A 15,951-nucleotide genomic window follows, 5' to 3' on the forward strand; every position below is an offset into this window, starting at 1 on the left:
CGGCCCGTTTCATGCGTCCAATGCACAGATTCGCGATAATCGATCCACTGCCGCATCAGCACAGCTCAGAGGGGCGCATGTCAACGAACCGTTACGAAGAAGACATGGCGGTGACAACTCTGCTGGCCCCGCGCCTGGCCTACTTCGCGGCCGTCGCCCGTCACGAGCACGTCACCCGCGCCGCCCACGAGCTGGGCGTCCCGCAGTCCACCCTCTCGCGCGCCATGGTCCGCCTCGAAGAGGACCTCGGCGTCACGCTGTTCGCCCGCAAGGGCCGTACGGTCGCGCTCACCACGGCCGGCCGGACCTTCCTGGCCTCGGCCGAACAGGCCCTCGCCGAGATCGCCCGGGCCGCCGGATCCGTTCAGCAGGACGCCGACCCCGCCTACGGCAAAGTGGCGTTCGGCTTCCTGCACACCCTCGGCCCCGAGACCGTACCCGGCCTGATCCGCGCCTTCCGCGCCGACCACCCGCGCGTGCGCTTCTCCCTGGTCCAGAACTACGGCGAGGCCATGCTGGAGCGGCTGCGCGCCGGCGAACTCGACCTCTGCCTGACCTCGCCCCTGCCCGACGCGCCCGACCTCGTCGCCCGCCGCCTCGACGAGCAGCGGCTGCGCCTGGTCGTCCCCGACGACCACCGCCTCGCGACCCGCAAGCGCATCCGCCTCGCCGAGGCCGCCGAGGAAACCTTCGTCACCCTGGAGCCCGGCTACGGCCTGCGCCGCATCACCGACGACCTGTGCGCGGAAGCCGGGTTCACCCCCCGCGTGGCCTTCGAGGGCGAGGAGGCCGAGACCCTGCGCGGGCTGGTCGCGGCCGGACTCGGCGTGGCCCTGCTGCCCCCGCCCGCCGTGCCCCGCCCCGGGGTGGTCGAGCTGACGGTGACCGCGCCGCGCGCGGTCCGCGAGATCGGCGTGGCCTGGCTCGACGGACACCCCGACACCCCGCCCGTCGCCGCGTTCAAGCGCTTCCTGCTGTCCCGGCGCGGCCGGCTGATCCCCGAACTGGCCGGCGGGCCCGGTCAGGACCCGGCCTTGTCCTCCGGAACCGGTACCGGAGCGGCGGCGGAGAGCAAGTAGCCCGCCTGGAACCGCGACTTGGCGCCCACCGCCCGCATGATCTCCGCGATGTGGCGCTGGCAGGTCCGCTCCGACATGCCCAGCCGGCGGGCGATCACCTTGTCCTCCAGCCCCTCCGACAGCAGCCGTACGATCGTCTGGCGCAGCTCGTCGGAGAGCGAGCGCGCCGCGTCCGGGCTCACCGTCGTCGGGAAGGGCTCCGCTCCCAGCCAGGACCGCTCGAAGGCGGACGTCATGAAGTGCACGACGCTCGGCTCGCGCACCACCAGCGCCGCTCCGGTGCGGTCCGGCACCTCCATCAGGCCCGTGTGCGCATCGAAGATCAGCATCCGCATCAGCCCGTCGCCCAGCGTGCGCACCTGCGCCCCGAGGGCCGTCACCCGTTCCACGTAGGCCGCCGTCGGCCGCGAATACCGCGCCGTGTGCTGGTAGATGGTGCGCATCCGCACCCCGCGGGCCAGCAGTGACTCGTCCCGCCCGATCGCCTCCTGGAGCGATTCCAGCGGCCGGCCCCCGCCCGGCTGCGAGGTCAGCAGCTCCCGCTCGCACGCCGCCGCGAGCTCCGCGATCAGCCCCCGCACCGCCCCCAGGTCGGTGACCAGCTCCAACTGCTCCGCGCTGCCGCGCCGCCGGTGCGCCGCCCCCGCCTCGTACGCCGGGACCAGCGCCTCCAGCCGCCCGCGCAGCCGGTCCATCTCGTCGTGGGTCTCCCGGACGAGCAGCGCCAGCGGTGCCAGCGCGCGGGCCGCCGCCGCCCTCGGCGCCACCGCGCACCACCGCTCCGGCCCGCTGCCGGGGGCCCGCTGGAGCAGGTGGGCGGCGGCCAGCTCGGTGATCGCCGCACCCGCCCCGGCTCCGAGGGCCGCGGTGGCCTCCGCCGCGGCGAACGAGTGCCGCTCGACGGCGTACGCGTACAGCCGCCGGGCGGCGGGGCTCAGATCGCCTCCGTACGTGGGCTCGACTGCGTCGGCTGGCATGGGCATATTCGTCCCGGCTTGCGGATGTTTGTAAACCCCTCGTGTTCCCGCAAGGCGGCAAGACGACGCCCGAACCGGCGGTTACGGCACATGCCGGACCGGCACAGTGGAGGCACCGGTGCAGGGGAACGCCGGTACGGGGGAGCGCCCAGCCGGGCAGGCGCGCACCGTGGTGGTCACGCCGGTCCATCGGCGCCGTCCGACCGTGAGGGGGCGGAGCGGCAGGCACGGACGGACCGGCGCGACCACCGCAGCGCCCCGCCGGTGCCGGACCAGGCGCCGCGGGCCCGGCCGGATCCGGAAGACAGGCCCTAGCCGCCCGAGGCCTTCGCGTAGTTCCCGAAGCCGGTCCAGTCGACGGCGACGCACGGCTCGTCCCCCAGCACCCACGCGTCGTGCCCGGGCGAGACCTGCATGAAGTCGCCGGGGCCGTACTCCTCGCTCTCCCCGTCGTCCATGACCACCTTCATCCGGCCGCTCACCACGTAGCTGGTGTGGGCGGACTGGCAGCTGTCCGTCCCGGCCAGCGGCTTGATGTGCTCCGACCAGCGCCACCCCGGCTCGAACACGGCGCGGCCCACGGGCCCGCCTTCCGCCTGGATCAGGTCCAGCCTGCCCTTGCCGTCCGTGAACGGACGGGTCTCGTCGGCGCTGTCGAAGCTCCTGCGCACCATCGGCGCCATGGCGGTACCTCCCGGAAAGAGGGCTCCCCGAGTCCACTCCTCACCTTACGCTCGGGGCCCCCGCCCCTCACCCCCTCAGCGAACGCCCGAAACCGGAGGCCAGCGGCATCCGCAGACCCAGCGGCGGAGGGGCCGCCAGCGCATCGGTGACCGGTCGCGAATACCGGCCCGTGACCATCGCGCCGAGCACGAAGTCCACGGCCAGCGCCACGACTTCCGCCTGGTGCTCCCGTAACCGGTGCCCGTCGGAGTGCACCTCGAACCGGCACGTCGCCCGGTTCGCCTTCTTCGCCTGCGCCGCCAGCCGAAACGATGCCTCGGGGTCGCTGTGGGCGTCGTTCGTGCCGTGCACGATCAGCACCTGCCGCCCCGAGAGCTGCTTGACCGGTTCGGGCGAGCCGTCCGCCGCCGCCCCGCCCAGCGAAGGGGCGAGCGCCAGGACCGAGTTGACGGCGTCGTGACCCGCCGCCCGCAGCGCCGCCCGGCCGCCCGCGTCGTAGCCGGCCAGGCACACCGGTACGTCCCCGTACCTGCGCACCACCTCGTCCGCCGCCCACCGGGCGTCCTCCTCGCGGTCGGCCCCGCGGCCGTGGAGAACGGCGTGTGCGACCAGGCCCTGCGGCCGGCCCGCCCGGGCGAGGGCCCGGGTGAGCGCACGCAGCGGGCCGGGGGGCCATCTGGAGGCGCCGGGGAGCAGCAGGACCGCCCCGTTGACCGTCGTGTCCGTCGAGACCGGGCCGTTCACGCCGGCCGCCCGCCCCAGGCGGGCCCCGCGCGCCGGCGGCGCATGCTGTGCCATGGCGGAACAGTCTCAGACCGACAGGTGTACGCCACCCGTCCGTACGGTCTCTGTTACATATCGACCCCCGCCGCCGACGCGGTGCTCTACGCGCGTAGGAGTTAGAGTGCGCAGATGACGAGCGAGACCCCCAACCTGCCCACCCCGGATCAGATCCGCCGCTCCCCGAAGGTGCTGCTCCACGACCACCTCGACGGTGGACTGCGCCCCGGGACCATCATCGAGCTGGCCCGCGAGGCCGGCTACGAGAACCTGCCCGAGACCGATGCCGACAAGCTCGGCATCTGGTTCCGCGAGGCCGCCGACTCCGGCTCCCTCCCGCGCTACCTGGAGACGTTCGCGCACACCTGCGCCGTCATGCAGACGAAGGCCGCACTGTTCCGCGTCGCCGCCGAGTGCGCCGAGGACCTGGCCGAGGACGGCGTGGTGTACGCGGAGATCCGCTACGCCCCCGAGCAGCACCTCGAAGCCGGGCTGACCCTCGAAGAGGTCGTCGAGGCCGTCAACGAGGGCTTCCGCGAGGGCGAGCGCCGCGCGAAGGCCAACGGCCACCGCATCCGCATCGGCGCCCTCCTCACCGCGATGCGCCACGCCGCCCGCGCCCTGGAGATCGCGGAGCTCGCCAACCGCTACCGCGACAACGGCGTGGTCGGCTTCGACATCGCCGGCGCCGAGGCCGGGTTCCCTCCCACCCGCCACCTCGACGCGTTCGAGTACCTCAAGCGCGAGAACAACCACTTCACCATCCACGCGGGCGAGGCCTTCGGTCTGCCGTCGATCTGGCAGGCGCTCCAGTGGTGCGGCGCCGACCGCCTGGGCCACGGCGTGAAGATCATCGACGACATCGAGGTCGCCGCGGACGGCTCCGTGACGCTGGGCCGCCTGGCCTCGTACGTCCGGGACAAGCGCATCCCCCTGGAGATGTGCCCCACCTCGAACCTGCAGACCGGAGCGGCCGCCTCCTACGCCGAGCACCCCATCGGCCTGCTGCGCAAGCTGCACTTCCGGCTGACGGTCAACACCGACAACCGCCTGATGAGCGGCACCAGCATGAGCCGCGAGTTCGAGCACCTGGTCGGCACCTTCGGCTACACGCTCGACGACATGCAGTGGTTCACCGTCAATGCGATGAAGTCGGCGTTCATTCCTTTCGATGAACGACTGGCCATGATCAACGACGTGATCAAGCCGGGTTATGCCGAGCTGAAGTCGGAATGGCTGTTCCGGCAGACCGCTTCGACCAGCGGCTCCGTATCGGCCTAGGCCACGGCCTGACAGACGGAAAGCGTCCGGGAAGAACAATTCCCGGACGCTTTCTCATATTTACGGATGTTTGCGGGCCGGGGTTTGAAGTGACTAGTTTGCGGAGCCGCTCAGTTCCCCTTCGCAAGGACTAATCTTCATGAAGAAGTCAGCTGCCAAGACTCTCGGTGTCGCCGCCCTCGGTGCCGCCTTCGCCGCCGTCGCCGCCGGCACCGCATCCGCCGCCGTCCCCGCCGTCGGTCTCTCCGACGCGCTGGGCACGGTCACCGGTGCCGCGCAGGGGCTCACGAGCCAGCAGCAGGTGAGCTCCGGGGAAGGCCAGCAGTCCAGCGACCCGGCCGCCCCGATCGGCGAGCTCGCCAACGCGATCGGCCCCACCCTCGGCGGCCTGCCCATCGGTGGCGCCCTCGGCGGCTGATCCGCGCCGGATTCGTACGCGCGCACGCGTGGCGCACGCCGGTTCGACCGGGTGTGTGCCACGTCGTGCCGTGTGCCACGATCACCGTCAACCGCCCGCCGACGGCGGGGGAGAGAGGTCATCGGTCATGCGCCTGAAGGCACGCGCCACGGTCACGGCGGCCGCCGCCGCACTGCTGCCCGCCCTCCTCCTGGGGGCCGTGGGCTGCAGCAAGGGCGCCCCGTCCGACAAGGCGCCGGACCCCAAGGACTCCGCCCCCCTGAGCTCCCCGCCGGCCTCTTCCACGGGTCCGGCCGCGCCCAAGGCCGCCGCGAGCAGGCTGGAGCGGTCCGCGCTGGAGCAGGGCGACGTACCCGGGTACCAGATCTCGGCGCAGGGCAAGAACCCCAACGCCCCCGACGGACAGCCGCAGGCCGACCGCAAGGCCTGCCAGCCGCTGGCCGACATCATGGGCGACAAACCCGACCCGGCCGCGCAGGAGACCGTCAACCGGGGCGTCGGCTCACAGAAGCAGGTCGGACTCGCCGTCTCCGCCTCCGTCAGCTCCTACGCCGAGCGCGACGCCAGGAGCCTGATCACCCGCCTCAAGGACGCGGTCGCCGCGTGCGGGACGGGCTTCACCGCCACCGTCGGGAAACAGAGCGGCAGCTACCGCGAGGTGCGGCCCGCCGAATACCGGACGTCCGGCGACGAGAGCGTCAGCTGGACCACGACCGCCGCCGCCCAGGGCGTCTCCGCGGAAGTCCACCTCGTCGTGGTGCGCCAGGGCTCCACCGTCGTGCGGCTGATGGCCCTCAACGTGGCCGCCGGCCGGCAGAAGGCGCAGGTACCGCACGAGGTGGCGGACAAGCAGCTGGAAAAGGTGCGCGCCGCGCGCTGATCACCACGCGGTGGAAGCCGACTTCTCGTTCGGCAACAGCACCCACAGCGCCAGATAGATCAGGAACTGCGGGCCGGGCAGCAGACACGAAACGACGAAGATGAGCCTCATCGTGTTCGCGGAAATACCGAACCGCCGCGCCAGTCCGGCACAGACGCCGCCGATCCAGCGGCCGTCACGGGGGCGAACAAGGGCGCTCATGGATTCTCCTCTGGGGCCGTCGCGGGACCTTTTCCCGCGATGCCTCAATACTCCCGTGGAACCGCGGACAACACCTCGGTCCACGGTCCGAGCCCGACCCTGGTAATTCTCGGGGTGGACCCCTGAGACCGCCGCGCGTGCAGGGACCGCCGCAGCCGCGCCCGCAGCACCGGTACGACGGCCACGTGCGCCAGCACCACCCCGGCCGTGTTCAGCAGGACCGAGTCCACGTCGACGACCTGCCCGGGAACGCCGCTCTGCATCATCTCGATGCCGATCGAGACCAGCACGCCCGCGGCGGCGGTCCGCACCAGCGAGGACCACGCGGCCAGCGGCGACGGCGCCAGCGTTCCGCTGACCAGCGGCAGGAGCACCCCCAGCGGGGCGAGCAGCGCGAGCGCCTCCCCGATCCGCCGGGCGGCCCCCAGCGGCCCGTACGCCAGATCGGCCCTGATCCCCTCCAGCGGGGTCAGATTGGCGGCCGCCGCCCAGGGCACGTCCAGCGGACGCAGAGTGAGCCAGCCGACGAGGAGCAGATGAGCGACCAGCAGGCCCCCGCCCAGGAGCCGGAGCCGGAGGTGTATGGCGGTGGCGGCGCAGTGGCCGACCTCTTGACGCTGCACACCTGCGAGGACGCAGCTCCCGGTGGCCGTGGTTCCGGCCGGTTCGGGTGACCGACCGAAAAGACGGCGGCGCCCCGGCCCCTCGGAGCCCGTGCCCGCGCTCTCACGCACGGTGACGGCGCCGCGGGCTCAGCGGGTCGCCCAGAGCACGATCAGCAGCACCGCACCCGCCACGGCCGGCGCGATGATCTCGTACGACCAGTGCACGCTCGCACTGCCCTGGGCGCCCGTACGGGAGGCGCCGCGCTCGGCCAGCTCGCGCAGCTCGTCCACCACCCGGTCCGCATGGGCCCGCCGCGGCTCCGCGGCCGCGCCCGGCTGCTCCGGGGCGGCCAGCCCCTTGCCGGTGAGCCCGCCGCGGCGGCTGTACTGCTGCCGACTGGCCTTCTTGCGCTCGCGCAGCGAGACGGGGACCGACCAGAGCTGGTACTTCGACCCCTCGGCCAGCACCTCCGCGGAGTACCCGGCGCGCACGGCGTCCACCGCGGCCCAGGGCAGTTCGATCACCCGGAACGGGTTCCGTACGCGCATCCGGTCGTCGTTGGCGAAGACCGCCGGGCGGATGGTGAACGCCACCGTCAGCGGAACCAGGAAGAGGGCGATCGCCAGCGCGAACCACGGGGTGTTGCCCGTGCCCCGCACCACCGCGTCCCCGCACAGCCATGCGATGAGCGCGAGCAGCAGCACTCCGGTGACGATGGCCATGGGGGAGCGGTAGACCCGGTCGTCGTACACCGGCTCGTCGGTGGGCTGCTGGCTGCTCATGCGCCCGATTGTGCCTCACGCCGTCTCAGCCCACGAGATCGGCGTACACGATGATGTTGTCGGGGCGGTGGCCGTCGGTGAGCTCCCCGCCGCAGGTGATCAGCCGCAGCTCCGGGCGCGCGGTGTTCCCGTACACCTTGGCCGTCGGGAAGCTCTTCTTGTCGACCTGCTCCAGCTCGCGCACGCCGAAGACGGCGGTGGTGCCGTCCGCCCGGGTGACGGTGATCCGGTCACCGGTGCGGATGCGGGAGACGTTGCGCAGGACGGCCGGCCCGCGCGCCGTGTCGAAGTGCCCGATCAGCACGGCGGGTCCGGTCTCGCCGGGCGTGACGGCCTTGGTGTACCAGCCGATCTTGTCGCCGTCGGCTACGGAGGGCACCTCGACCGTGCCGTCGGCGGCCAGGCCCAGCTTCAGCAGCGGGCCCGCGTCCACGCCCGCCGCGGGGATCCGCACCCGTACCGGCTCGGAGGCGGGCAGCGCGGTGACGGCGCCCGTCGACGCCGTCGCGGCGGCGGACGCCGGGTCGGGCGCGGGCGCCGCGGCGGGCGCGGCGATGTGCGGCGGGGGCGTGGGCGCGGCAGGGGCGCCGCCGCAGCCGGTCAGGGCGGCGAGGGCGAGCGGACCGAGCAGGGCGGTGGCGAGCAGGGGGCGGACGGGACGGGCCATGGGGCGCTCCGGGAAACGGGCCCGGCGGGCCACCGTGGAGGCGGCCCGCCGGAAGGAGGAAACGGGGAGGAACAGGGGAGGGGTGGGGCGGGTGGTGCTCAGGCGCCGTTGCGGGCGCGGCGGAGCGGACCACCAGGGCCGCACCGAGCGCGCCGAGGATCGCGACGAGACCGGCGCCGGCGGCCACGGTGGTGCTGTTGTCGGTGTCCTCGGCGGCGAGCTCCGCGCCGGCCGCGACTCCGCCCTTGGGGACGACCACCGTCTGCGCGCCCGTCTGCGGCTTCACGTCGGCGGCCTGCTTGACCGGGGCCGGGGCCGGGGCCTTGGCGGTCGGCTGGGCGGAGGGCTTGGCCGAGGGCCCGGCCGAAGGACCGGTGGACGGCTTGGTGGAGGGGGTGGTGGCGGGGACGGCCTCCGGCAGCAGGTAGAAGTCCGAAGCCCCCTCGCCCTGCCGGTGGACGTTGAGCCCGTAGCGGCCCGCGTCGGTGAGCTTGTACTCGGTGCCGTCGATCACCGCGACGCGGTGGGAGAGGTCCAGCTTCGCGAGGACGTGGCCCGCCCAGCCGTCGGCCGGCTTCCAGTTCTCGGAGACGGCGCGGATCCAGACCTCCGGGCCCTCGGCGTCGTTGCGCAGCACCGCGATCCGGTCCTTGCCGACCAGCACGACCTCGCCGTCGTAGCGGTCCTTGCCCGACGCGGCCGCGGAGACCGTCGTCACCGCCGAGACCGGGCCGGCGGCCTGCGGGGCCGGCGCGGCGAGCGCCGTAGCGGCCGGCGCGAGCAGGGCCCCGGCGAGGGCGGCGGTGACGATCGAGGTGCGGAGGGCGGAACGCATAACGACTCCTGAAGCTGTGTCGCGGATCGGTGGGAGAGTCGCATGCCCCTTTTTCTCTACGGGTTCTCTGCCGAGGCTTTCATCCGGTGAGGTCTGGCGGGCTGCTGAAGAGAAATTTACGGATCTTGTTCGACTGGATCATGGGGTTCCCGTCTTCGCCGTGTAACAGCAAAAGCGGAGGTCAGCGGTCCGCAGCGGCCGTGCCCCGCCGGCGCCCGCCGCGCCCGGATGTGGACCGTCCCGCACAGATGTGCACCGGCGGGGGGTGACAGGTCGCTACGCGCGTAGATATGCTCATCTGGTGACCATGCCCACCACCCTCACCGCATTCGCTGACGTGACGACGTCCGACAGTGCGCTGCGCCGCTTCCTGCACGGGCTGCCCGGCGTAGACGCCGTCGGCCTGGAGGCCCGCGCGGCCGCGCTCGGTACCCGTTCGATCAAGACCACGGCCAAGGCGTACGCCATCGACCTGGCCATCTCGATGATCGACCTGACCACGCTTGAGGGTGCGGACACCCCGGGCAAGGTACGGGCCCTCGCCGCCAAGGCCGTCATCCCCGACCCGACCGACCGTACGACCCCCATGACCGCCGCGGTCTGCGTCTACCCGGACATGGTGGCCACCGCCAAGGCCGCCCTGAACGGCGCCGACGTCAAGGTGGCGTCCGTCGCGACCGCCTTCCCGGCCGGCCGCGCCGCGCTGCCCGTCAAGCTCGCGGACACCCGTGACGCCGTCGCCGCCGGCGCCGACGAGATCGACATGGTCATCGACCGTGGCGCCTTCCTCGCCGGCCGCTACCTGGAGACGTACGAGCTGATCAAGGCCGTCAAGGAGGCGTGCGTCCGCGAGGACGGCAGCGCCGCCCGGCTGAAGGTCATCTTCGAGACCGGCGAGCTGTCCACGTACGACAACATCCGCCGCGCGTCCTGGATCGGCATGCTCGCGGGAGCCGACTTCATCAAGACCTCCACCGGCAAGGTCGGGGTCAACGCCACCCCCGCCAACACCCTGCTGATGCTCGAAGCCGTCCGCGACTTCAAGGAGCAGACTGGAATCCAGATCGGCGTGAAGCCGGCCGGCGGAATCCGGACGACCAAGGACGCCATCAAGTTCCTGGTCCTGGTCAACGAGACCGTGGGCGAGGACTGGCTGACCAACGAGTGGTTCCGCTTCGGCGCCTCCAGCCTGCTGAACGACCTGCTCATGCAGCGCCAGAAGCTGAGCACCGGGCGTTACTCCGGTCCCGACTACGTGACGGTGGACTGAGACCATCATGAACAAGCCTTCCCTCTTCGAGTACGCGCCGGCTCCCGAGTCCCGCGCGGTCGTCGACATCGCCCCCTCCTACGGCCTCTTCATCGACGGTGAGTTCACCGACGCCGCCGACGGCAGGGTCTTCAAGACCGTCTCGCCGGCGTCCGAGGAAGTCCTCTCCGAGGTCGCCCAGGCCGGCGCCGCCGACGTGGACCGCGCCGTCCGGGCCGCCCGCAAGGCCTTCGAGAAGTGGTCCGCGCTGCCCGGCTCCGAGCGCGCCAAGTACCTCTTCCGCATCGCCCGGATCATCCAGGAGCGCAGCCGCGAGCTGGCCGTCCTGGAGACCCTGGACAACGGCAAGCCGATCAAGGAGACCCGCGACGCGGACCTCCCGCTCGTCGCCGCGCACTTCTTCTACTACGCGGGCTGGGCCGACAAGCTCGACCACGCCGGCTACGGCGCGAACCCGCGCCCCCTCGGCGTCGCCGGCCAGGTCATCCCGTGGAACTTCCCGCTGCTGATGCTGGCGTGGAAGATCGCCCCGGCGCTGGCCACCGGCAACACGGTCGTCCTCAAGCCCGCCGAGACCACCCCCCTGTCGGCGCTGTTCTTCGCGGACATCTGCCGCCAGGCCGGTCTGCCCAAGGGCGTCGTCAACATCATTCCCGGCTACGGGGACGCGGGCGCCGAGCTCGTCGCGCACCCCGACGTCAACAAGGTCGCCTTCACCGGCTCGACCGCGGTCGGCAAGGCCATCGCCCGCCAGATCGCCGGCACCGACAAGAAGGTCACCCTGGAGCTGGGCGGCAAGGGCGCCAACATCGTCTTCGACGACGCGCCGATCGACCAGGCCGTCGAGGGCATCGTCAACGGCATCTTCTTCAACCAGGGCCAGGTCTGCTGCGCGGGCTCGCGCCTGCTGGTCCAGGAGTCGATCCACGACGAGCTGCTCGACTCCCTCAAGCGGCGCCTGTCCACGCTGCGCCTCGGCGACCCGCTGGACAAGAACACCGACATCGGCGCGATCAACTCCGCCGAGCAGCTGGCCCGGATCACCGCCCTCGCGGAGACCGGCGAGGCCGAGGGCGCCGAGCGCTGGTCCCCGGCGTGCGAGCTGCCGTCCGCCGGTTACTGGTTCGCCCCGACGCTCTTCACCAACGTCACCCAGGCGCACACCGTCGCCCGCGACGAGATCTTCGGCCCGGTGCTGTCCGTGCTGACCTTCCGTACGCCCGACGAGGCCGTCGCCAAGGCCAACAACAGCCAGTACGGCCTGTCCGCCGGCATCTGGACGGAGAAGGGCTCGCGCATCCTCGCGGTCGCGAACAAGCTCCGCGCCGGCGTGGTGTGGGCCAACACGTTCAACAAGTTCGACCCGACCTCGCCCTTCGGCGGCTACAAGGAGTCCGGCTTCGGCCGCGAGGGCGGTCGCCACGGCCTGGAGGCTTACCTCGATGTCTGAGTCGACGACCACGCGTCTTTCCGTCTTCAAGACCTACAAGCTGTACGTGGGCGGGAAGTTCCCGCGTTCCGAGAGCGGCCGGGTGTACGAGGTGAGCGACTCCAAGGGCAGGTGGCTGGCCAACGCCCCCCTCGCCTCCCGCAAGGACGCCCGTGACGCGGTCGTCGCGGCCCGCAAGGCCTTCGGCGGCTGGGCGGGCGCGACCGCCTACAACCGCGGGCAGATCCTCTACCGCATCGCCGAGATGCTGGAAGGCCGCCGGGACCAGTTCGTCCGCGAGGTGGGCGAGGCCGAGGGCCTGTCCAAGTCCAAGGCGGCTGCGGTCGTCGACGCGGCGATCGACCGCTGGGTCTGGTACGCGGGCTGGACCGACAAGATCGCCCAGATCGCGGGCGGGGCCAACCCGGTGGCGGGCCCGTTCTTCAACCTGTCCACCCCGGAGCCGACCGGTGTCGTCACCGTCGTCGCCCCGCAGGACTCGTCCTTCCTGGGCCTGGTCTCCGTGGTCGCCCCGGTGATCGCCACCGGCAACACCGCGGTCGTCATCGCCAGCGAGAAGGCGCCCCTGCCGGCGCTCTCCCTCGGTGAGGTGCTGGCCACGTCCGACCTGCCGGGCGGTGTGGTCAACATCCTGTCCGGCAAGGCCGCCGAAATGGGCCCCCACCTGGCGGCCCACCAGGACGTCAACGCCATCGACCTGGCGGGTGCCGACGCGGCGCTCGCGAAGGAGCTGGAGATCGCCGCGGCGGACAACCTCAAGCGCGTCCTGCGTCCACAGCCTGTGGACGACTGGAGCGCCGACCCGGGCACGGCGCGGATGACGGCCTTCCTGGAGACCAAGACCGTCTGGCACCCCACGGGTTCGCTGGGCGCGTCGGGCTCGTCCTACTAGGAGGACGGCCCGCGCGAGAACCGGCCCCGGCAGCGTCCAGCGCTGCCGGGGCCGTCCGTTCTTCCGGGTTCCGGCCCTCCGCCGGCTACTTCGTACCCGGGAGCAGCGGCCCGAGCAGCGAGGACGCCGCGGCCTGGGGCAGCTCGCCGACCGAGGGGCCCTGGGTCAGGGTGCCGGTGACCATGCCGGTGCCGAGCGCGGGGAAGTCCGCGACCTTGGCGCCGATGCCGTTGTCCAGCGGATCCACGCCGGTGTGGGCCAGCGGGTTCACCTTGAGGTTCGCGATCGGGTCGGTGACCCCGGCCAGGGCCGCCGGCACCGAGAGCTCCCCCGCCTGTGCGCCGCCCGCGGCCACCGCGAGGGCCGCGCCGGCCATCGAGAGGGTGAGGCCTGCGGTGCGCAGCGTGGAGCCGGTGGAGCGCTGGGGGGCTGCGTGACGTGCCATGGTTTCCCGCCTGTGGTCGTAGTCGCGTGCGCACGCAGCGTAATGACGTGGAGTGCTGGACACCAACTCGCCGTAGGACAACGCTGACGAGCTCACTCGTTCGTGGGCACCGATGCCTTTCCGGTACGCAGAGCCGAGGCCCGCCGCTACGTTCGCTTCATGACGGAACCGGCTGCGATCGAGGGGCCCGGCTACGCCCGGTACACCTTCCGGCTCCGCGTGTCGTCCGCCGCGCTCGATGCCCTCCTGGGCGAGTGGGGCAGGTGCCGCTGGATCTGGAACGAATGTGCCGCCCACTCCAAAAAGGCGAGTCAGGCTGGGGAAGAATGCGGTCCGGCACGGCTGGACAAGATGCTCACCGAGGCGCGTGGCCGCGAGGAATGGTTGCGCAAGGGCTCCAGCGTGCCGCAGCAGCAGGTGGTCCGGGACTTCGCCAAGTCTCGCGCCAAGGCCGTGAAGGACGTCAAAGCCGGACTCCCCGTCCGGCAACGGGCCGGGTTGCCGCGTTTCAAGAGAAAAGGCCTGGCGGCCCCTACGCTCCATTACACCCGTCGTGGATTCCGGCTGGCGGACGGCCGTCTGCATCTGGCGGGTGGCATCGTCGTGACGGTCGTGTGGTCGCGTGAGCTGCCCGCCTGCCCCTCCAGCGTCCGCGTGTACCGGGACTGTCTCGGTCATTGGCACGCCTCCTTCGTCGTCAGGGTGCATACCGAGCCACTGGCCCTGACCGGCGCGGTGATCGGTGTCGAGGCGGCCGAAGTTCCTCTTCCGGTCCGCCATGGCCCGCAAGGCGGCCGATGCCGCCGTCTCGGCGACCAAGCACGAACTGATCAGCATGGCGCGCAAACACGGCCGGGAACTCCACCTCGTGCACCCGGCGCACACGACCATGGACTGCGGGCGGTGCGGAGCGAGAGCCAAGCACGCACTGCCGCTGTCGGAACGTACCTACACCTGCACCGCATGCGGAGCGGTCTCTCCCCGGGACAAGAATTCCGCATACGTGATGCTCGTCCGGGCAGGTCTCGACCCGGCTGGCGTTGATCGCGGAAGACCTGACAGGCCGCTGGACTGTCAGGCTGCGTGAGTCAGAAATCCCCCTTTTGTTTTTTCGCGGGGGAGGATTCAAACTGGTGTCCCGTGAGTTCCTCTCCTCTGCCGACGCGTGTCGTCCTGCTGACCGGTCCCTCGGGGTCCGGCAAGTCCTCGCTCGCCGCCCGCTCCGGGCTTCCGGTGCTGCGCCTGGACGACTTCTACAAGGAGGGCGACGACCCGACCCTGCCGGTGGTCGAGGGAAGCTCCGACATCGACTGGGACTCCCCGCTGTCCTGGGACGCGGACGTCGCCGTGGCGGCGGTCGCGGAGCTGTGCCGCGCGGGCCGTACCGAGGTGCCGGTGTACGACATCGCCACCTCCGCGCGCACCGGCACCGAGACGCTGGACATCGCCCGCACCCCGCTCTTCATCGCGGAGGGCATCTTCGCGGCCGACATCGCGGCCCGCTGCCAGGAGCTCGGGCTGCTGGCCGACGCGATCTGCCTGCGGGGCCGCCCGTCGACCACCTTCCGCCGCCGCCTCGCCCGCGATCTGCGCGAGGGCCGCAAGTCGGTGCTCTTCCTGCTGCGCCGGGGCTACCGGCTGATGCGGGCCGAGCGGAGCATCGTGGCCCGCCACATCGCCCTCGGCGCGTACGCCTGCGGCCGGGACGAGGCGCTGGGCCGTCTGGCGGCCGCCGCAGCCGGCCGCCACCGGGCCGCCGCGGCGCCCGCGTAACCGCGCACGCCGGCGACCTCGCCGCCGGGCATGACGAAAAGGCGGGACCGTGCGGACCCCCGGCCGCTCGATCCCGCCTTCTCCCCCCGTGGCCCCCGCCCCACCCCCGAAGGGCGGCCCCCCTGGCCAGTGGTCCGTGTGGGCCTCGCGGCCCCGTCCTGTGGCTCCGTCAGGCGACGAGCTCCTCGAAGGACTCCGCCTCGTCGCGGCCGAAGCTCAGCACCTCGTCGTCCCGCAGGCGCCGCAGCGAACGCCAGATGCTGGACTTCACCGTGCCGACGCTGATGCCCAGGATCTCCGCGATCTCCGGGTCCGTACGGCCCTCGTAGTAGCGCAGCACGAGCATCGTGCGCTGCGGCTCCGGGATGCGGGCCAGTGCCTGCCACAGCACCGCGCGCAGTTCCGTACCCCGCATCGCGTCCGTGTCGGTGGCCGTCTCCGGGAGCTCCTCCGTCGGGTACTCGTTCAGCTTGCGCCGGCGCCACGCGCTGATGTGCAGGTTCGTCATCGTCCGCCGCAGGTACCCCCCGACGGCCGCCTTGTCGCTGATCCGGTCCCACGCCCGGTACGTCGAGAACAGCGCGCTCTGCAGCAGGTCCTCGGCCTCGTAGCGGTCGCCGGTCAGGTGGAAGGCCGTCGCGTAGAGGGCCGCCCGGCGCTCCTGGACGTAGGCCGTGAACTCCGCCTCCGAGGTGGAGGAGGGCGACGGGGCCGGCGCCGAGGAGGGCGTGCGGTACGTGTTCGCGTCGATGGCCACCGTGTGCGCCGGCCGCGGACGGGCGACCGTCGCCGTACGGACACCCGCCCGGCGGTTCACATCGTGCAGCCGCGTGACAACCGCGCTGGTGCTGGTGCTGTGCAGCGTGTTCATCTCGCGCCCCCCGTCGTGGAGTCTGCTTCGGATCCTGCTGGGTCCCTGTTTCGTTGACAG

Annotated in this window: 17 protein-coding genes and 1 pseudogene; 9 read left to right on the forward strand and 9 right to left on the reverse strand. The window is 72.1% G+C overall.

What is annotated here, in order from left to right; genetic code table 11:
- Window positions 1-47: 47 nt before the first annotated feature.
- Complete coding sequence (locus ABZ128_RS00565; protein WP_356845454.1) at window positions 48-1,079, forward strand: LysR family transcriptional regulator; 1,032 nt, start codon at window positions 48-50, stop codon at window positions 1,077-1,079.
- On the opposite strand, the gene ABZ128_RS00570 is transcribed toward ABZ128_RS00565, so the two are convergent.
- The 3 genes from ABZ128_RS00570 to ABZ128_RS00580 all read right to left on the reverse strand — a co-directional run bounded on the left by ABZ128_RS00570 (window position 1,022) and on the right by ABZ128_RS00580 (window position 3,538).
- Complete coding sequence (locus tag ABZ128_RS00570) at window positions 1,022-2,056, reverse strand: helix-turn-helix transcriptional regulator (protein WP_356845177.1); 1,035 nt, start codon at window positions 2,054-2,056, stop codon at window positions 1,022-1,024. The two genes, ABZ128_RS00565 and ABZ128_RS00570, sit on opposite strands and share 58 nt — an antisense overlap.
- A gap of 311 nt (window positions 2,057-2,367) precedes the next feature.
- A complete protein-coding gene (locus ABZ128_RS00575) occupies window positions 2,368-2,739 on the reverse strand; it encodes a cupin domain-containing protein (RefSeq protein WP_356845179.1) in 372 nt (123 codons plus the stop codon).
- A gap of 67 nt (window positions 2,740-2,806) precedes the next feature.
- Entirely contained in the window at window positions 2,807-3,538 is a 732-nt protein-coding gene (locus ABZ128_RS00580; RefSeq protein ID WP_356845181.1) for an alpha/beta hydrolase, read from the reverse strand.
- Between the two features lie 114 nt (window positions 3,539-3,652).
- On the opposite strand from ABZ128_RS00580, the gene ABZ128_RS00585 reads away from it, so the two are divergent.
- The 3 genes from ABZ128_RS00585 to ABZ128_RS00595 all read left to right on the forward strand — a co-directional run bounded on the left by ABZ128_RS00585 (window position 3,653) and on the right by ABZ128_RS00595 (window position 6,099).
- Entirely contained in the window at window positions 3,653-4,801 is a 1,149-nt protein-coding gene (locus ABZ128_RS00585; protein WP_356845183.1) for an adenosine deaminase, read from the forward strand.
- Between the two features lie 139 nt (window positions 4,802-4,940).
- Window positions 4,941-5,219, forward strand: a complete 279-nt coding sequence (locus ABZ128_RS00590) for a hypothetical protein (RefSeq protein WP_356845184.1) — start codon at window positions 4,941-4,943, stop codon at window positions 5,217-5,219.
- A 127-nt stretch (window positions 5,220-5,346) separates the two neighbouring features.
- Window positions 5,347-6,099, forward strand: a complete 753-nt coding sequence (locus ABZ128_RS00595; RefSeq protein WP_356845186.1) for a hypothetical protein — start codon at window positions 5,347-5,349, stop codon at window positions 6,097-6,099.
- Here the strand turns inward: ABZ128_RS00595 and ABZ128_RS00600 are convergent, their stop codons facing one another.
- The 4 genes from ABZ128_RS00600 to ABZ128_RS00615 form a co-directional block, all read right to left on the reverse strand.
- The gene (locus ABZ128_RS00600; RefSeq protein ID WP_356845188.1) at window positions 6,100-6,300 is read right to left on the reverse strand and encodes a PspC domain-containing protein; all 201 of its coding nucleotides are present in this window, start codon (window positions 6,298-6,300) and stop codon (window positions 6,100-6,102) included. It abuts the gene before it with no gap.
- Window positions 6,301-6,344: 44 nt separating this feature from the next.
- Window positions 6,345-6,884, reverse strand: a complete 540-nt coding sequence (locus tag ABZ128_RS00605) for a VanZ family protein (RefSeq protein WP_356845455.1) — start codon at window positions 6,882-6,884, stop codon at window positions 6,345-6,347.
- A gap of 168 nt (window positions 6,885-7,052) precedes the next feature.
- Window positions 7,053-7,688, reverse strand: a complete 636-nt coding sequence (locus ABZ128_RS00610) for a PH domain-containing protein (protein ID WP_356845190.1) — start codon at window positions 7,686-7,688, stop codon at window positions 7,053-7,055.
- 25 nt (window positions 7,689-7,713) lie between these two features.
- Complete coding sequence (locus tag ABZ128_RS00615; protein WP_356845192.1) at window positions 7,714-8,355, reverse strand: class F sortase; 642 nt, start codon at window positions 8,353-8,355, stop codon at window positions 7,714-7,716.
- Between the two features lie 1,142 nt (window positions 8,356-9,497).
- On the opposite strand from ABZ128_RS00615, the gene deoC reads away from it, so the two are divergent.
- From deoC to ABZ128_RS00630, 3 genes are read left to right on the forward strand one after another with little or no spacing between them, the layout of a single operon-like run.
- The gene (gene deoC, locus ABZ128_RS00620; RefSeq protein ID WP_356845456.1) at window positions 9,498-10,460 is read left to right on the forward strand and encodes a deoxyribose-phosphate aldolase; all 963 of its coding nucleotides are present in this window, start codon (window positions 9,498-9,500) and stop codon (window positions 10,458-10,460) included.
- A gap of 7 nt (window positions 10,461-10,467) precedes the next feature.
- The gene (locus ABZ128_RS00625) at window positions 10,468-11,910 is read left to right on the forward strand and encodes an aldehyde dehydrogenase family protein (protein WP_356845194.1); all 1,443 of its coding nucleotides are present in this window, start codon (window positions 10,468-10,470) and stop codon (window positions 11,908-11,910) included.
- A complete protein-coding gene (locus tag ABZ128_RS00630) occupies window positions 11,903-12,802 on the forward strand; it encodes an aldehyde dehydrogenase family protein (RefSeq protein WP_356845196.1) in 900 nt (299 codons plus the stop codon). Before ABZ128_RS00625 ends, ABZ128_RS00630 begins: the two co-directional genes overlap by 8 nt.
- Window positions 12,803-12,887: 85 nt before the next feature.
- Here ABZ128_RS00630 and ABZ128_RS00635 read toward each other — a convergent pair whose 3' ends face one another.
- Complete coding sequence (locus tag ABZ128_RS00635; protein ID WP_356845198.1) at window positions 12,888-13,247, reverse strand: hypothetical protein; 360 nt, start codon at window positions 13,245-13,247, stop codon at window positions 12,888-12,890.
- 159 nt (window positions 13,248-13,406) lie between these two features.
- Here ABZ128_RS00635 and ABZ128_RS00640 point away from each other — a divergent pair.
- Window positions 13,407-14,334 (forward strand): annotated as a pseudogene (locus ABZ128_RS00640) (transposase).
- A gap of 53 nt (window positions 14,335-14,387) precedes the next feature.
- Window positions 14,388-15,020: an ATP-binding protein gene (locus tag ABZ128_RS00645; RefSeq protein ID WP_356845200.1), complete on the forward strand. Its 633-nt coding sequence runs from the start codon at window positions 14,388-14,390 to the stop codon at window positions 15,018-15,020.
- Between the two features lie 169 nt (window positions 15,021-15,189).
- Here the strand turns inward: ABZ128_RS00645 and ABZ128_RS00650 are convergent, their stop codons facing one another.
- The gene (locus ABZ128_RS00650; protein WP_356845202.1) at window positions 15,190-15,891 is read right to left on the reverse strand and encodes a SigE family RNA polymerase sigma factor; all 702 of its coding nucleotides are present in this window, start codon (window positions 15,889-15,891) and stop codon (window positions 15,190-15,192) included.
- Window positions 15,892-15,951: the final 60 nt, after the last annotated feature.

Source organism: Streptomyces sp. NPDC006326 (genome assembly GCF_040612915.1).
Lineage (GTDB): Bacteria > Actinomycetota > Actinomycetes > Streptomycetales > Streptomycetaceae > Streptomyces.

What these genes read in the sequence shown, in the direction of transcription:
- ABZ128_RS00580 (WP_356845181.1), bottom strand. Translation starts at nt 3,538, where the DNA reads ATGGCACAGCATGCGCCGCCGGCGCGCGGGGCCCGCCTGGGGCGGGCG.
- deoC (WP_356845456.1), top strand. Translation starts at nt 9,498, where the DNA reads ATGCCCACCACCCTCACCGCATTCGCTGACGTGACGACGTCCGACAGT.
- ABZ128_RS00630 (WP_356845196.1), top strand. Translation starts at nt 11,903, where the DNA reads ATGTCTGAGTCGACGACCACGCGTCTTTCCGTCTTCAAGACCTACAAG.
- ABZ128_RS00610 (WP_356845190.1), bottom strand. Translation starts at nt 7,688, where the DNA reads ATGAGCAGCCAGCAGCCCACCGACGAGCCGGTGTACGACGACCGGGTC.
- ABZ128_RS00615 (WP_356845192.1), bottom strand. Translation starts at nt 8,355, where the DNA reads ATGGCCCGTCCCGTCCGCCCCCTGCTCGCCACCGCCCTGCTCGGTCCG.
- ABZ128_RS00625 (WP_356845194.1), top strand. Translation starts at nt 10,468, where the DNA reads ATGAACAAGCCTTCCCTCTTCGAGTACGCGCCGGCTCCCGAGTCCCGC.
- ABZ128_RS00590 (WP_356845184.1), top strand. Translation starts at nt 4,941, where the DNA reads ATGAAGAAGTCAGCTGCCAAGACTCTCGGTGTCGCCGCCCTCGGTGCC.
- ABZ128_RS00650 (WP_356845202.1), bottom strand. Translation starts at nt 15,891, where the DNA reads ATGAACACGCTGCACAGCACCAGCACCAGCGCGGTTGTCACGCGGCTG.
- ABZ128_RS00600 (WP_356845188.1), bottom strand. Translation starts at nt 6,300, where the DNA reads ATGAGCGCCCTTGTTCGCCCCCGTGACGGCCGCTGGATCGGCGGCGTC.
- ABZ128_RS00575 (WP_356845179.1), bottom strand. Translation starts at nt 2,739, where the DNA reads ATGGCGCCGATGGTGCGCAGGAGCTTCGACAGCGCCGACGAGACCCGT.
- ABZ128_RS00570 (WP_356845177.1), bottom strand. Translation starts at nt 2,056, where the DNA reads ATGCCAGCCGACGCAGTCGAGCCCACGTACGGAGGCGATCTGAGCCCC.
- ABZ128_RS00585 (WP_356845183.1), top strand. Translation starts at nt 3,653, where the DNA reads ATGACGAGCGAGACCCCCAACCTGCCCACCCCGGATCAGATCCGCCGC.
- ABZ128_RS00595 (WP_356845186.1), top strand. Translation starts at nt 5,347, where the DNA reads ATGCGCCTGAAGGCACGCGCCACGGTCACGGCGGCCGCCGCCGCACTG.
- ABZ128_RS00635 (WP_356845198.1), bottom strand. Translation starts at nt 13,247, where the DNA reads ATGGCACGTCACGCAGCCCCCCAGCGCTCCACCGGCTCCACGCTGCGC.